A 15,378-nucleotide genomic window follows, 5' to 3' on the forward strand; every position below is an offset into this window, starting at 1 on the left:
AACATGGTTTTCAGGAACTACATTTGGAGACGAGATGACGTTACGTTCTACACATGCCTTCCACAAAGAGCACCGCATGCAAACCAAGGTATCACGGGCAATGACATATGAACAGAGCCCCACGTTTCCCGTATCCGGGTATCGAATACACCAAATCCATGGAAGCCTATTGCCAACAATTGACACGAGCGCTCTCGCGCAGCCTTGCAACCGATGGTGGCCGTGAAGTCAGTACGCAGAAAAATGATGAATTAAATTTTTACTTTTTCTTCACGCTTGCTCGCCGCCATGCTCCCCGCGCGCGATGGCCTCGACAATGGCGGCACGTTGCTCGGCCGCGCGCTTGAGGTTGGCGGCGGTGGGCTTCATGCGCAGGCGCCGCACGCAAGTCTTGCCCTGGTAGACGAAGCTGATCTCTATCGAGGATTCGGATGCGGGCCGCACGCCTTCGAACTTGCCGCTCATGCGTGCCCCGCCTGTTCGTCGAAGCATTCGAGCAGCGCCTTGACGCGGGCGCTGCGGCCCTTGCGGCCGGGCACCAGCAGCATGACGGGCGCGCTGTCCAATTGCCATTGCGGCATGACGCGCACCAGCGCGCCGCGCGCCACCGCGCCTTCGGCGTCCCATTGCGAGCGCACCACCAGGCCCAGCCCCTGTTCGGCCCAGGCGCGCGCCACGTTGCCATCGTTGGATACGTAGGCGGGCGCGATGCGCACGGTCTCGGCCGCCTTGCGGCCCGCTGCGCCGGCATCGGCGCGGCGGAAACGCCACAGGCTGGCGTCCTCGTCGTTTTCGCGGATGCAGATGCAGCGATGATGGAGCAGGTCGCGCGGTTCGCGCGGCATGCCGTGGTCTTGCAGATACTGCGGGCTGGCGCACAGCCAGCGCTCGTTGTCGGCCAGCCGGCGCGTCACCCACGAGGAATCGCGCACCGCGCCGATGTGCACGACGGCGTCGGCGTCCTGGTGATCGGGCCAGGGCGTTTCGCGCAGATCGAGCTGCACGCGCAACTCCGGATGGCGCTGCGCCAGCCGCGCCAGCACCGGCGCAATATGCCGGCGGCCATAGCCGAACGGCGCGGCGACCCGCAGCGTGCCGGTCAGGCGGCTGTCGTCGCGCCGCAGCGATTCGGGCAGCGCCTGCAATTGCGCCAGCAAGGCGGCGGCCTCGCGGGCCAGGCGCTCGCCTTCGGGCGTCAGGCTGAGACGGCGCGCGCTGCGCACCGCCAGCGCCAGGCCCAGGCCGGCCTCCAGCTTGCGCAGCCGCATCGACAGCGCCGGCGGCGTCACATTCAGCGCGCGCGCCGCGGCGCTGAGCGACGGCGCCTGCGCCAGCGCCGCGGCCAGTTGCAGGTCCTCGATTCGGAGCATTCAGTTCTGCTTAACGATTGATGAAGAATCATTAAATCACGCAGGTGGCGGGCTGTCCTATAGTCGAGACATTCCCCACCTGGAGCGATCCATGTCCATCGCCACGCCAACGGGCTATCCGCGCGCCGTCCTGTTCGACCTGCTGACAGGCCTGCTCGATTCATGGACGGCATGGAACGCCGCCGCGGGTTCGGAGCCCGCCGGCCGCGCCTGGCGCGCCGAGTACCTGCGCCTGGCCTACGGCTGCGGACGCTATGTTCCCTACGGGCAACTGGTGCGCGACGCCGCGCGCGCCACCGGCCTGCCCGACGGCGCGCCCGCCGCCCTGGAGGCCAACTGGCATGAACTGCCCGTCTGGGATGACGCCCGCTCGCTGCTGCGGGCGCTGCGCCCGCATTGCAAGCTGGCGGTGGTGACCAACTGTTCGCGCGACCTGGGCCACCAGGCCGCCGGCCTGCTGGGCGTCGACTGGGACGCGGTCGTCACGGCGGAGGAAGCCGGCTTCTACAAACCCGACCCGCGCCCGTACCGCATGGCCCTGCAGGCGCTGCAGGTGCCGGCCGGCGACGCCGCCTTCGTGGCCGGCTCCGGCCACGACCTGTTCGGCACCGCCGCGGTGGGGCTGCGCACATGCTGGCACAACCGCCTTGGCCTGGCCCGCCCGCAAGGCGCGCCCGAACCCGAGCTGCAATCCGCGACGCTGGCCGCCGCGCTGCCCTGGCTGCAGGCGTTCCGGCCTGCCGTCCGCTGACCCGACTACCGATCCATCCGCACACCATGACCACTACCCACGCCCACCCGCTCGATACCCTCGACACGCCCGCCGCCATCGTCGACGTGGCGCGCATGCAGCACAACATCGCCCGCATGCAGGACCGCATGAACGGACTGGGCGTAAGCCTGCGCCCGCACGTCAAGACCAGCAAGTGCACGCCGGTGGCGCTGGCGCAGCTGGCCGCCGGCGCGCGCGGCGTCACCGTGTCGACGCTGAAGGAAGCCGAACAGTTCTTCGCCGCCGGCATCGCCGACATCCTGTATGCCGTGGGCATGGCCGAACATCGCCTGCCGGCGGCGCTGGCGCTGCGCCGGCGCGGCTGCGACCTCAAGATCATTACCGACAACGCCGAGTCGGCCCGCACCATTGCCGATTTCGGCCGCGCCCACGACGAAGTGTTCGAAGTGTGGATAGAGATCGACACCGACGGCCACCGCTCCGGCATCAAGCCGGAAGAAGCGGCGCTGCTGGCGGTGGGCGCCGCGCTGCATGAAGGCGGCATGCGGTTGGGCGGCGTGATGACGCACGCCGGCTCCAGCTACGATCTGGATACCCCCGAAGCCCTGGCCGCCATGGCCGAGCAGGAACGCGCGGGCTGCGTACGCGCCGCCGAGCGCCTGCGCGCCGCCGGCCTGCCGTGCCCGGTGGTCAGCGTCGGCTCGACGCCGACAGCCCTGTCGGCCGCGCAGCTGCAGGGCGTTACCGAAGTGCGCGCCGGCGTCTACGTGTTCTTCGACCTGGTGATGCACAACATCGGCGTGTGCCGCGTCGACGAGCTGGCGCTCAGCGTGCTGGCCACCGTGATCGGACACCAGGCCGACAAGGGCTGGGTCATCGTGGACGCGGGCTGGATGGCGATGAGCCGCGACCGCGGCACGCAGAAGCAAAAGCAGGATTTCGGCTATGGCCAGGTCTGCACGGCGGATGGCGCGCCGCTGGCGGGTTATACGCTGATCGGCGCCAACCAGGAACACGGCATCATGGCCGGCGGGCCGGCCGGCGAGGATGTGACGACGCGCTTTCCGGTGGGCATGCGGCTGCGCATCCTGCCCAACCATGCCTGCGCCACCGGAGCGCAGTTCCCGCAATACCATGCGCTGGAAGCCGACGGCGGATTGCAGGCCTGGGAGCGCGCGCACGGCTGGTAGCGGCCCGCGCCCGCCTGGCTGCCCGCCGCGCAATACGCTATGCTCGACGCGCGCCGCCGTTTTCGCCGGCGCAGCGCCGTACCCAGCGTAGTCACACCCCGTAGTCACACCCTCATCCTTCCATCATGCGGAGAATATCCATGAGCGGCTACTTTGTACTCAAGGCGAGCGGTACGCAGTACATGTTCAATCTGCACGCGGGCAATCACGAAATCATCCTGACCAGCGAACGCTACACCAGCAAGGCGTCGGCGCAGGATGGCATCGCGTCGGTGCAGAAGAACGCGCCCGATGACGCGCGTTACCAGCGGCTGACCGCCAAGGACGGTTCGCCCTATTTTTCGCTGACGGCGACCAATGGGCAGTCGATCGGACGCAGCGAAATGTACAAGACCACCCAGGCGCGCGACAACGGCATCGCGTCGGTCAAGTCCAACGCCCCCGGGGCGCCCACCAAGGACCAGACCCAGGCCTGAGCCGCCGCGTCCACCCACGAAAAACCCCGCCAGGCCTGCGCCGGCGGGGTTTTTCACAAGGGTGCGCTTGCCTGGCTACTTGATGCCGATGAACGGCAGGGCCGCGCCCGGCACTTGCGTGGCCGGCAGCACGCCGTCCCATTTTTCCACGGCGTTCAGGCTGACCAGGTTGGTATTGGCGGCCAGCGCCTCGGCCTTGGCGCGGATCGAGGCGGCCTCGGCCTCGCCGCGCAGGCGGATGCCGTCGGCTTCGGCGGTGAACTGCTGGCGGCGCGCATCGGCTTCGGCCTTGGCCTTGACCACCTGGATCTCGGCGGTGATCATGGCCGTCTCTTTCTGCTGGCGGGTGGTCTCGATCTGCACCTGCGCCAGCATGCGCTGTTCGATCGAATGCTCATACGCCTTCGAGAAACCCACTTCCTCGACCTGCACGCCGACGATCTGCACCGGCGCGCCGTCCATGGCCGAGAGCACCGCCGCATTCACGTCCACGCCCAGCTTCTGGCGCTCCTGGATGGCGCGCACCGCGGTGTAGCGGCCGAACACATTCTTGACCGCGTCGGGCGTCTTGCGCTCCAGCACGCGCATCTGCAGGTTGCTGATCGTGCCGTACTCGGCGTACAGCTCGGCCACGTGCTCGGCCGGCACCCGGTAGGTCACCGACACGCGCAGCGTGGCGGGCTGCTGGTCATAGCTATAGGCTTCGAGGTTCTCGAAGATGAAAGTGTGATCCCGCACCGACACGGTGCTGACCGAATCGATGAAGGGAGTCTTGAAATCGAGCCCGGGCTCGGAAACGCGCACCAGCTTGCCGTTGCGCAGCACCACGCCGCGTTCGCCCTGGTCCACCTGGAACCACGAGCTGAAGGCCAGCATCAGAATCAATACAAACAGCACGCCGGCGCCGGCGGCAAGTTTGGCGTTACGCGGGATCACTCGATTTCTCTCCGTTGGGTTTTCCGGGCCTTTCTATCGGCCAGCACGGCGGCGATGCCGCGCGCCAATAGATAGGCCACCACAGCGGCCCCCACCAGGATCAGGAAATACCTCATGGCAAGCCCTCCGAATATTGCGCGGACGCAATTCTATCCGGGGCTTGCCGCAACACACGACAAGATGAGTTGAAACGCAACAAGAATTGACACCACCCCCTTCGACGCCGCGCATGGCGGGGGTTGCGGGCGCGCGGCGCGCCCGGTCAGGCGCCGTCGAGTTCGGGATAGTGGCGGAAAATGCCGTCGCCAAAGGGCAGCCGGCGGTCGCTGGCCAGGTAGCCGCGCAATTCCGGCAATTCGGCCACGCGCGCATGCAGCGCCATCAGCCGCGGATAGCGGTGCACCAGGGTGCGCATGCGCCGCGGAAAGGCATGCAGCAGGCCTTCGACCACGTGATACAGCGACAGGTCGGCGTAGCTCCAGCGGCCCATGTCGGTGAGCCAGCCGCCCGGCCTGTCCAGCGCCTGCTCGAAATACTGCATGAACTTCGGCATGCGCGTCTCGCGGAAATCGGCGGCCCGGCGCAGCGCCACGTCCTGCTGGTCTTCGTAGTAGAGGCCGGCGGCGACCGGATGGTGCACGTCGTGCGCTTCGGCCGTCAGGTCCGCAATGGTGAGCTGCAGCTGGTTGACCCACAGGCGGCCGGCGCGGTCCGGCGGCGCCAGGCCATGCTCCACGCCCAGGAACAGCAGGATATTGGCCGTCTGTGCGATGGTCATGCCATCGGCGACCAGGTAGGGCGGCGCAAACGGCGGCGTGTCGCGCCGGCGCCGCATGTCGTCCAGCATGTCTTCGCCGGGCTCGCGGGCGCGGTCGCGATACGGGATCTTGCCCGCCTCCAGCGCCAGCCGCACGAACTCGCCACGGCCGGGTATGCCGTCCCAGTACCAGAGGTCGTAAGCCATGGGTGCTCCTTGCGGGTCGCGATATGCCTGTTGTAACGCAAGGCGCGGCGCCGGCGAAAGTGTCCGCCCGCCTTAATCCCGGTTGAACGATAGGTGCAGCGGGGCTGAAGGCCGCCGCGCCGCCCGCGGTTTATAGTCGGGCCTGCCCCCATTTTCTGGAAAGCCGTCCATGCCTGCCTCGACCGCCCCTGCCCGCTATCTTGCGCCCGACACCCTGGCCCGGCCGGGCGGCCACTACAGCCATGCCTGCGTGGCCAACGGCATGGTGTACGTGTCCGGGCAGTTGCCGATCGGCCCCGACGGGACCAAGCTGGCCGACGCGCCCTTCGAGGCGCAGGCGCGCCAGGTGCTGGACAACGTGGCGGCCGCGCTGGCGGCGGCCGGCAGCGGCATCGACCGCCTGGTCCAAGTGCGCGTGTACGTGGACAGCGTGGAGAACTGGCCGGCCTTCGACGCCATTTACGCCGAATGGGCGGGCGCGGCGCGCCCGGCTCGCGCGGTGGTGCCCACCGGGCCGCTGCATTACGGCTTCAAGGTGGAAGTGGAAGCCGTGGCGCTGGCGTGAAGCGCGGCTAGGCCGCGCTGGAAGGCGTGGCCTTGGTGAAGAACAGATCGGTGATCAACGCGTTGTCGATGGTCTCGCCGCTGAGCGTGCGGGCCAGCAGCTCGGCGCCCAGCAGCTGCAGCGAGAACACCATGTCGGGCTGTACCCGGCGGATCTTGGCCAGGTGCATGGCGGTATTGGCCACCGCCACCGTCTTGGTGTCCGGGCCGGCCACTTCCTTGGCGGCCAGCACGATGAAGGCGTTGTCGGCGTCGTCGTCGCGCAGCGCCAGCACATAGCGCGCATGGGCGGCGCCGGCCTCGGCCAGCACGGCGGTGTTGGAGGGATCGCCGGTCACCAGGTCGGCATCCTCCGGATAATTGTGCGCGATGCCCGGGGCGACCACGACGGTGACGTTGTTGCCGCGCTCGCGCATGCCGGCGTAGACGCTTTGCGCCAGCGGCGTGGCGCCGGCGATGATGATGTGATGTTTGCGCATGGCGTGGGATATCCGTCCTCGGACCAACCGTTTGAGATTGCCGCCGATCACCGGCCCGGCGATGGCGCTGATCGACGTGGCGAACACCGTGATGCCCAGGATGATGATCGAGGCCGCGAACAGCCGCGCGGCGGTCGTCTGCGGAGTGATATCGCCATAGCCCACGGTGGACATCGACACGATGGAGAAATAGAACGCGGTGGCGGGGCTCTCGACCTTGGGCGAGAACTCGGCGCCCAGGTAGAGCGTGCCGAACACGGCGTAGATCAGCAGCGACGTGATGCTGATCACGGCGAACAGGCTGCCGGCCGCCAGGCTGGCGCGATCGAAGCGGCGCCAGAAGCACACCAGCGCCGCGATCAGCACGCCCGTGTAGGCCAGCAGCAGGCCATGCCCGCCGTCCCACCCGGCCACCACGCCGATGGCGCCCAGCAACACCAGCGAGAAAGCCCAGGCGATACGCGCCTTGAGCACCAGCCCGGCCGCCATCAGCAGCAGGCCGGCGCCGAGGATGACGCGCGGGATCTGCAGCAGCCCGACGGCGTCCATCGCATCGCGCCAGCTGTCGAACGACAGCCAGTAGTCCATGGGGTAATCGACCGCGCGCCCGAGCACGGGGCGCACGAACAGATAGCCGTCGATGGCAACCAGCGCCGCCAGCCACCAATTGGGCGGGAAGTAGCGGCCGATGCGGCGCAGGAAATTGCGCAGTCTGATCATGGGGCAAGCGCTCGCGGACGAAACAGCGCGGCCAGTGTAGCGTAGCGCCGCGCCGCCGTGCGCCCCCCTGGCGTGCGTCCGACATGGCCAGGCGGCGCAGGGCGCCGCGCGTGGCCGGACCTCAAGGCAGCGGCACGCCGGGCGAGCCGGCCGAGCGCGTACCGGGCAGCGGGTGGCAGCTGGCCGGATGGTAGGTGTGCACCAGCGACAGTTTGACCGTATCGGTGGCGTTCTGGCGCGCCGCATGCAAGGTGCGGCAATGGAAGAACACCACGTCGCCCGCCTGCAGTTCCGGGCAGACGGCCCGGCCTATCCATTCCTGGTTCTGCGGCAGGTCGTCGCGGAAGAACTTCCGTGCGTCGTACTGTTCGGGCATGAACGACGCCGTGTGCGAACCGGGCACGAAATACAGCCCGCCGTTGTCGGCCCGCTCGTCGCCCAGCGCCAGCCAACAGGACACCAGGTCGTCGTCGCTGAATGACCAGTAACGGATATCCTGGTGCCAGCCGGTCAGGCTGCCGAAGGCCGGATGCTTGGTCATGATGCAGTTGTGGTGCACCGTGGAAAGCACCGGCGTGTCCTGGAAATAGGCGCGCAGGAAGGCGCCGATGGCCGCCTGCGTGGCCCAGTCGCGAAAACGCTGGTCGCGCCCGTAGGCGTCGAGCAGCCGGCGTACCGTCTGGCCGCCGGCGGCCAGGCGCGAGCTGGGCGCGCCCGGGTATTTGAGATCGGCCTCGTACTCGACCGGGTCCACGGTCTGCGCCAGGTGTTGCAAGGCCAATTCCCGCAGCGCCTGGCGCACCGGCGGGGAAGCAAAATTGCGCACGACCACGAAACCCTGCTCACGCAGCGTAGCGACCTGCTGTGCGACCAATGCGGCGGACATCCCGAACCTCTTGACTGGCAGATTGGATGCGCGCGGCTCAACCCTTGGCCGCGCGCCCTGCAAGCATACTCCTTTGCCGGGCGCCGTCAGGCCGCCGGTTCCTCGCCCTCGGGGTTCAGGATCGACTGGTCGCGCTCGCGCTCGACATTGCGCACCCACTCGCGCCAGATCGCCACCAGCAGCGCCATCAGCACCGGGCCGACGAACAGCCCGACAATGCCCATGGTCTTGACGCCGCCGACCAGCCCGAAGAAGGTCGGCAGGAACGGCAGCTTGACCGGCCCGCCCACCAGGCGGGGCCGCAGAGTCTTGTCGACGATGAACAGTTCGACCGTGCCCCAGACGAACAGGCCGATGCCGGCCACCAGGTGGCCCGAGCCGACCAGGTACAGCGACACCAGCGTGAACGACAGCGGCGCGCCGCCCGGCACCAGCGCCATGAACCCGGTGATGACCCCCAGCAGCACCGGCGAGGGCACGCCGGCCACCCAATAGGCCAGGCCGAGCACGACGCCCTCGCCCAGGGCGATCAGGCACATGCCCGTCACGGTGGAGCTGACCGTGGCCGGCACCACGCGCGAGAAGCGCTGCCAGCGCGCCGGCAGGACGCGCTCGCCCAGGATGTCGAGCTGGCCCACCATGCGGGTGCCGTCCTTGTAGACGAAGAACAGGGTGATCAGCATGAACAGCACGGTCAGCAGCAGCTGGAAGGCATTGCCCGTGGCCGACAGCACCATGCGGTAGATGTTGCCCAGGTGCTCGCCGCTGACGATCTCGACCAGGGCGCCCAGGGCGTGGGGCTCACCCAGGTAGGTGCGCCAGTACTCGGCCAGGCGCTCTCCCACCATGGGCAGCGACATGATCCAGGCCGGCACGTCCACGCCGTGCTTGTTGGCCGCCAGCGCCCAGGCGAAGAAGTTGCCGGCCTCCTTGATGGCGTACGACAGCGCCAGCGACAGCGGCACCACCAGGATCACGATGACGGCCACCAGGGCCAGGGTGGCGGCCAGCGTGGTGCGCCCGCCGAATGCGCGCACCAGGCGCTGGAACAGGGGCCAGGTCGCCAGGCCGATGATCAGCGCCGCCAACGCCGGCACCAGGAAGCCGCTGAGGAAATAGATGCCGGCCAGCAAGACCAGCAACAGCAGCCAGCGGGCGATCAGGAAGGCGGGCAGTACGGGTTGATGCATAGGCGAAAGCGGTCTCTCTGCATGGATTCGGGGCGAACCCTGGGAATATACAGAGTTTTACGGCCCTGACCGCAAGCTGAATTGCCCGGGGCGTCCCTGTTACAGATGCGCGGGCGCGCCCGGGTCGCAGGGCGCCTGTCTCCGCCGGGGTCCGGTGCCTGTCCCCGCGGGGACAGGCACCCGACAGGCGTCCCCGGCCCCGCGCCCGTTACATGACGAATTCCGGCGCCTCGGAGGGCATGCGTTGCCGGGCGGCGGCGGCCGCCGCCGGGGTGAGCTCGGCCTTCTCGACCTGGCACTGCTCCATCTCGCCCTCCCGCTCGGTGCGGCCGCTGAGCAGCGGGCAGCGGGCGAACAGCTCCGCCACCCAGTCGGAAAATACCCGCACTTTCGGCGAAAGCTGGCGGCTTTGCAGGTAGAGCAGCGACATGGGCACGGGTTTCGGCTTCCATTGCGGCAGCACCTCGATCAGGTCGCCCGATTGCAGATGCGGCAGCGCGATATAGCGTGCCGTCTGGATCAGGCCGAACCCCTGCAGGCCGCAGGCCAGATGGGCGCTCAGGTCATTGACCGACACCACGCCGGGGACGTCGACCAGAGTTTCCTTGCCGTCCACCACGAAATCCCAGCTGCAGTTGCGCCCGGTGGCCGAGAAATAATGCACCGCCTGGTGCTCGGCAAGCGCCTGCAGCGTATGCGGCATGCCCTTGCGCGCCAGGTACGACGGCGCCGCGCAGGTCAGCGTCTGGAAGGTGCCGATGCGGCGCGCCACCAGGCTGGAATCCTCCAGCTCGCCGGAGCGGATCACGCAATCGACGGCCTCCTGCACCAGGTCGACCCGGCGGTCGCCCATGCCGATGACCAGCTCGATATCGGGATAGCGGGTGTGGAATTCGCACAACGCCGGAATCAGCACCAGCCGGCCGATACAGGGGGGCACGTCGACCCGCAGCCGCCCCTGCGGGCGCGCCGCGGCGTCCTGGAAGCAGGCCTCGGTTTCCTCGACCTCGGCCAGGATGCGGGTGGCGTGCTTGTAGTAGGCCGCGCCATCCGGCGTCAGGCTGATGCGGCGCGTGGTGCGGTTGAGCAGGCGCACGCCCAGGTGGCGCTCCAGGCCCTGGATGACGGTGGTGACGGTGGTGCGCGGCAGCACCAGCGCGTCGGCGGCCCGGGTGAAGCTGTTGGCTTCGACCACGCGCACGAAGACCTGCATGGCTTGGAAACGGTCCATGGCGGCGTCCTGAATAAGTGTGTGCGCAAAGCATAACGCTGTTTTGGCCTGGATTGTTCGTCCGGAACAAACAGTGTTGACGGCCAGCCATTGTTTATCCGGACCGACAAAACACTCAGAATTTGTCCATCCGAATCGCCCGCCGGCTCTCCAGCCGTCCGTCGCACCCCCGGGGCGCTGCGCTCGCAGCCCCGGCCGGCGGGGCCCGTTTCTCCCCTATCAGCCCAGTTTCAAGGAAACACCATGATTGTTTCACGCCATCGTATTGCGCTGTTGGCGGTCGTCGCGACGCTGCTTGCAGCGGGCGGCGCCTATTCCCTGCTCCGCTCGCCGGGCGGCCCCGCCCAGGCCCAGGCCGTCCCGGCGGCCGCGCCGGTGGACGTCGCGCCGGCGCTGGGCCGCACCATCGTGGACTGGCAGCGCTACTCGGGCCGCCTGGAAGCCATCGACCGCATCGACATCCGGCCGCTGGTCTCCGGCACCCTGACCGAGGTCCATTTCCAGGATGGCAGCCTGGTGAAAAAGGGCGACGTGCTGTTCACCATCGATCCGCGGCCCTATGTGGCCGAGGTCGACCGGGCGCGCGCGGCGCTGGCGGCGGCGCGCGCCCGCGTGTCGTACACCGCCGCCGACCTGGCGCGCGGCCAGCGCCTGCTGGCCGAGAACGCGATCGCCCGGCGCGATTTCGAGGAAAAGCAGAACGCCGCCCGCGAAGCCGCCGCCAACCTGCAGGGCGCGCAGGCCGCCCTGGAGTCGGCCGAGCTGAACCTGGGCTATACGCGCATCGCCGCGCCGGTCGATGGCCGCGTGTCGCGCGCCGAGGTGACGGTGGGCAACGTCGTGGCCGCCGGCGCCGCGTCGGTGCCGCTGACCACGCTGGTATCGGTGGCCCGCATGTATGCCTCGTTCGATGTGGACGAGCAGACCTTCCTCAAGTATGTGAATCCGGCGCGCAACGGCACGGTGCCGGTGCAGCTGGGACTGGCCAACGAAGACGGCTACTCGCGCGAAGGCCGGGTGCAATCGGTGGATAACCGCATGGATCCCACCTCGGGCACCATCCGGGTGCGCGCCGTGTTCGACAACGCCGACGGCAGCCTGGTGCCAGGCCTGTACGCCCGCATCCGCCTGGGCGGCGGCGCGCCGCGCGACGCGGTGCTGGTCGACGAACGGGCCATCGGCACCGACCAGAACAAGCGCTTCGTGCTGGTGCTGGAGGAAGGCAACCGCACCGCCTACCGCGAGGTGCTGCTGGGCGCCAACGTCGGCCCGCTGCGCGTGATCGAGAACGGCCTGCACGCGGGCGAGCGCATCGTCGTCAACGGCCTGCAGCGCGTGCGCCCGGGCGATGTGGTCGCGCCCAGCCAGGTTTCCATGGACACGGCGCCGGGCGCGGTCAAGACCGCGGCGGCGGCGCTGCGCTGAACAAGGCGGGATTCCCATGAATATCTCCCGATTCTTCATCGATCGCCCGATTTTCGCAGGCGTGCTGTCGGTGGTGGTGTTGCTGGCCGGCCTGCTGGCCATGTTCCAGCTGCCCATCGCCGAGTATCCGGAAGTGGTGCCGCCATCGGTGGTGGTGCGCGCCCAATATCCGGGCGCCAACCCCAAGGTCATCGCCGAAACCGTGGCCTCGCCGCTGGAAGAAGCCATCAATGGCGTCGAGGACATGCTGTACATGCAGTCGCAGGCCAACAGCGACGGCAACCTGACGCTGACGGTCAACTTCAAGCTGGGGGTGGACCCCGACCAGGCGCAGCAGCTGGTGCAGAACCGCGTGTCGCAGGCGCTGCCGCGCCTGCCGCCGGACGTGCAGCGCCTGGGGGTGACCACCATCAAGAGTTCGCCCACGCTCACGCTGGTGGTGCACCTGATCTCGCCCAACGACCGCTACGACATCACGTATCTGCGCAACTACGCCATCATCAACGTCAAGGACCGGCTGGCGCGCCTCAATGGCGTGGGCGAGGTCGCGGTGTGGGGCTCGGGCAATTACGCCATGCGCGTATGGCTGGACCCGCAGAAAGTCGCCCAGCGCGGCATGACCGCCAGCGAGGTGATCGCCGCGATCCGCGAGCAGAACGTGCAGGTGGCCGCCGGCGTCATCGGCGCCTCGCCCACGCAGGGCGACGTGCCCCTGCAGCTCAACGTCAACACGCGCGGCCGCCTGCAGACCGAGCAGGAATTCCGCGACATCATCCTCAAGACCTCGCCCGACGGCGGCGTCACCTACCTGGCCGACGTGGCGCGCGTCGAACTGGACGCGCAGGAGTACGGGCTGCGTTCGCTGCTGGACAACCGCCAGGCGATCGGCATGGGCATCATGCAGGCGCCCGGCGCCAACGCCCTGGACGTGGCCGACCAGGTGCGCGCCACCATGCAGGAGCTGGCGCAGGACTTTCCGCCCGGCGTGGAGTACCGCATCGAGTACGATCCGACCCAGTTCGTGCGCGCCAGCATCAAGGCGGTGGTGCACACCCTGCTCGAGGCCATCGCCCTGGTGGTGCTGGTGGTGATCCTGTTCCTGCAGACCTGGCGCGCCTCCATCATCCCGCTGCTGGCGGTGCCCGTCTCGATCGTGGGCACCTTCGCGCTGCTGCTGATGTTCGGCTACTCGATCAACGCCCTGTCGCTGTTCGGCATGGTCTTGGCCATCGGCATCGTGGTGGACGACGCCATCGTGGTGGTCGAGAACGTGGAGCGCAACATCAGCGCCGGGCTGACCCCGCGCGAGGCCACCTACCGCGCCATGCGCGAGGTGAGCGGCCCCATCATCGCCATCGCCCTGACGCTGTGCGCGGTGTTCGTGCCGCTGGCCTTCATGACCGGGCTGAGCGGACAGTTCTACAAGCAGTTCGCCATGACCATCGCCATCTCGACGGTGATCTCGGCCTTCAACTCGCTGACGCTGTCGCCGGCGCTGTCGGCCCTGCTGCTCAAGGGCCACCACGACAAGCCCGACTGGCTGACGCGCGGCATGAACCGCTGGCTGGGCGGCTTCTTCAGCGGGTTCAACCGCGTGTTCGGGCGCGCCTCCGAGTCGTACGCGACGGGCGTCAGCGGCGTGATACGCCGCAAGGCGTCGGCCATGGGCGTGTATGCCCTGCTGCTGGCGCTGACCGTGGGCGTGTCGTACCTCGTGCCCGGCGGCTTCGTGCCGGCGCAGGACAAGCAGTACCTGATCGGCTTCACGCAGCTGCCCAACGGCGCCTCGCTGGACCGCACCGACGCGGTGATCCGCCGCATGTCGGACATCGCGCTGGCCGAGCCGGGGGTGCAAAGCGCCATCGCGTTTCCGGGCCTGTCGATCAACGGGTTCACCAACAGCTCCAGCGCGGGCATCGTGTTCGTCACGCTCAAGCCCTTCGACGAACGCAAGCCGGCGGCGCTCTCGGGCGATGCCATCGCCGCCAGCCTGAACCAGAAATTCGGCGCCATCAAGGATGCGTATATCGCGGTGTTCCCGCCGCCGCCGGTCATGGGGCTGGGCACGCTGGGCGGCTTCAAGCTGCAGCTGGAGGACCGCGCCGCGCTGGGCTACGCCGAGCTGGACAAGGCGGCCCAGGCGTTCCTGGCCAAGGCGGCGCAGACGCCCGAGCTGGGACCTTCGTTCTCGAGCTACCAGATCAACGTGCCGCAGCTGGACGTGGACCTGGACCGGGTCAAGGCCAAGCAGCTGGGCGTGCCGGTGACCGACGTGTTCGACACCATGCAGATCTACCTGGGCTCGGTCTACGTCAACGACTTCAACCGCTTCGGCCGGGTGTTCCAGGTGCGCGCGCAGGCCGACGCGCCGTTTCGCGCCCACCCGGACGACATCCTGCAGCTGAAGACGCGCAACGAAGCCGGCGACATGGTGCCGCTGTCCTCGCTGGTGCAGGTGCGCCAGTCGTTCGGGCCCGAGATGGTGGTGCGCTACAACGGCTACACGGCCGCCGACATCAACGGCGGCCCGGCCCCCGGCTACTCGTCCGACCAGGCGCAGGCCGCGGCCGAGCGCGTGGCGGCCGAAACCCTGCCGCGCGGCGTGAAGTTCGAATGGACCGACCTGACCTACCAGCAGATCCTGGCGGGCAACGCCGGCCTGTGGGTGTTTCCGATCAGCGTGCTGCTGGTGTTCCTGGTGCTGGCCGCGCTGTACGAAAGCCTGACCCTGCCGCTGGCGGTGATCCTGATCGTGCCCATGAGCATCCTGGCCGCGTTGACCGGCGTGTGGCTGACCGGCGGCGACAACAACATCTTCACGCAGATCGGCCTGATGGTGCTGGTCGGCCTGTCGGCCAAGAACGCCATCCTGATCGTGGAGTTCGCCCGCGAGCTGGAGCTGCAGGGCATGGCGCCGCGCGAGGCGGCCATCGAAGCCAGCCGGCTGCGCCTGCGGCCCATCCTGATGACGTCGATCGCCTTCATCATGGGCGTGGTGCCGCTGGTGCTGTCCTCGGGCGCCGGCGCCGAAATGCGCCAGGCCATGGGCGTGGCGGTGTTCTTCGGCATGCTGGGCGTCACCCTGTTCGGCCTGTTCCTCACCCCGGTCTTCTACGTGCTGCTGCGCGCGCTGGGCGCGCGCCGGCTGCACGCCGCCGCCCCGCACCCGGCGCCGGTGACAGCGCCGCACCCCGAACATTGATGGGAATCGCAA

Annotated in this window: 14 protein-coding genes; 6 read left to right on the plus strand and 8 right to left on the minus strand. The window is 68.4% G+C overall.

The window, feature by feature from the left end; translation table 11 throughout:
• Positions 1-270 precede the first annotated feature (270 nt).
• Both EL288_RS21900 and EL288_RS21905 read right to left on the minus strand, forming a co-directional pair.
• Entirely contained in the window at positions 271-465 is a 195-nt protein-coding gene (locus tag EL288_RS21900; protein ID WP_010925810.1) for an Arm DNA-binding domain-containing protein, read from the minus strand.
• The gene (locus EL288_RS21905) at positions 462-1,370 is read right to left on the minus strand and encodes a LysR family transcriptional regulator (RefSeq protein WP_003807746.1); all 909 of its coding nucleotides are present in this window, start codon (positions 1,368-1,370) and stop codon (positions 462-464) included. Before EL288_RS21905 ends, EL288_RS21900 begins: the two co-directional genes overlap by 4 nt.
• Before the next feature lie 91 nt (positions 1,371-1,461).
• On the opposite strand from EL288_RS21905, the gene EL288_RS21910 reads away from it, so the two are divergent.
• The 3 genes from EL288_RS21910 (at position 1,462) to EL288_RS21920 (ending at position 3,769) form a co-directional block, all read left to right on the plus strand.
• Positions 1,462-2,121 carry an HAD-IA family hydrolase gene (locus EL288_RS21910; protein WP_003819124.1) on the plus strand — a complete coding sequence of 220 codons (660 nt, stop codon included), beginning with the start codon at positions 1,462-1,464 and terminating at the stop codon, positions 2,119-2,121.
• 26 nt (positions 2,122-2,147) lie between these two features.
• Entirely contained in the window at positions 2,148-3,293 is a 1,146-nt protein-coding gene (locus tag EL288_RS21915; RefSeq protein WP_003807744.1) for a DSD1 family PLP-dependent enzyme, read from the plus strand.
• A gap of 140 nt (positions 3,294-3,433) precedes the next feature.
• Positions 3,434-3,769, plus strand: coding sequence for a YegP family protein (locus EL288_RS21920; protein ID WP_003807743.1), 336 nt, complete (start codon positions 3,434-3,436; stop codon positions 3,767-3,769).
• 75 nt (positions 3,770-3,844) lie between these two features.
• Here the strand turns inward: EL288_RS21920 and EL288_RS21925 are convergent, their stop codons facing one another.
• Both EL288_RS21925 and EL288_RS21930 read right to left on the minus strand, forming a co-directional pair.
• Positions 3,845-4,705 carry a prohibitin family protein gene (locus EL288_RS21925; protein ID WP_003807742.1) on the minus strand — a complete coding sequence of 287 codons (861 nt, stop codon included), beginning with the start codon at positions 4,703-4,705 and terminating at the stop codon, positions 3,845-3,847.
• A 262-nt stretch (positions 4,706-4,967) separates the two neighbouring features.
• Positions 4,968-5,669, minus strand: coding sequence for a glutathione S-transferase (locus EL288_RS21930; protein WP_003807741.1), 702 nt, complete (start codon positions 5,667-5,669; stop codon positions 4,968-4,970).
• 169 nt (positions 5,670-5,838) lie between these two features.
• On the opposite strand from EL288_RS21930, the gene EL288_RS21935 reads away from it, so the two are divergent.
• On the plus strand, positions 5,839-6,234 hold the full coding sequence (locus tag EL288_RS21935) for a RidA family protein (RefSeq protein WP_003807740.1): 396 nt from the start codon (positions 5,839-5,841) through the stop codon (positions 6,232-6,234).
• 7 nt (positions 6,235-6,241) lie between these two features.
• On the opposite strand, the gene kch is transcribed toward EL288_RS21935, so the two are convergent.
• From kch to EL288_RS21955, 4 genes are all read right to left on the minus strand, one after another.
• Positions 6,242-7,432 (minus strand): voltage-gated potassium channel protein, encoded by a 1,191-nt coding sequence (kch, locus tag EL288_RS21940; RefSeq protein WP_003807739.1) that lies wholly within the window; start codon positions 7,430-7,432, stop codon positions 6,242-6,244.
• A 121-nt stretch (positions 7,433-7,553) separates the two neighbouring features.
• Positions 7,554-8,318 (minus strand): phytanoyl-CoA dioxygenase family protein, encoded by a 765-nt coding sequence (locus EL288_RS21945; RefSeq protein WP_003807737.1) that lies wholly within the window; start codon positions 8,316-8,318, stop codon positions 7,554-7,556.
• An 86-nt stretch (positions 8,319-8,404) separates the two neighbouring features.
• Entirely contained in the window at positions 8,405-9,508 is a 1,104-nt protein-coding gene (locus tag EL288_RS21950) for an AI-2E family transporter (RefSeq protein WP_003807735.1), read from the minus strand.
• Positions 9,509-9,716: 208 nt separating this feature from the next.
• Positions 9,717-10,739 (minus strand): LysR family transcriptional regulator, encoded by a 1,023-nt coding sequence (locus tag EL288_RS21955; RefSeq protein ID WP_003807733.1) that lies wholly within the window; start codon positions 10,737-10,739, stop codon positions 9,717-9,719.
• A gap of 243 nt (positions 10,740-10,982) precedes the next feature.
• Between EL288_RS21955 and EL288_RS21960 the strand changes: the two genes are divergently transcribed.
• A complete protein-coding gene (locus EL288_RS21960; protein WP_003807730.1) occupies positions 10,983-12,164 on the plus strand; it encodes an efflux RND transporter periplasmic adaptor subunit in 1,182 nt (393 codons plus the stop codon).
• Positions 12,165-12,180: 16 nt separating this feature from the next.
• Positions 12,181-15,366, plus strand: a complete 3,186-nt coding sequence (locus tag EL288_RS21965; RefSeq protein ID WP_010925808.1) for an efflux RND transporter permease subunit — start codon at positions 12,181-12,183, stop codon at positions 15,364-15,366.
• The last annotated feature ends 12 nt before the right edge of the window (positions 15,367-15,378 follow it).

Source organism: Bordetella bronchiseptica (genome assembly GCF_900636925.1).
Taxonomy (GTDB): domain Bacteria; phylum Pseudomonadota; class Gammaproteobacteria; order Burkholderiales; family Burkholderiaceae_B; genus Bordetella; species Bordetella pertussis.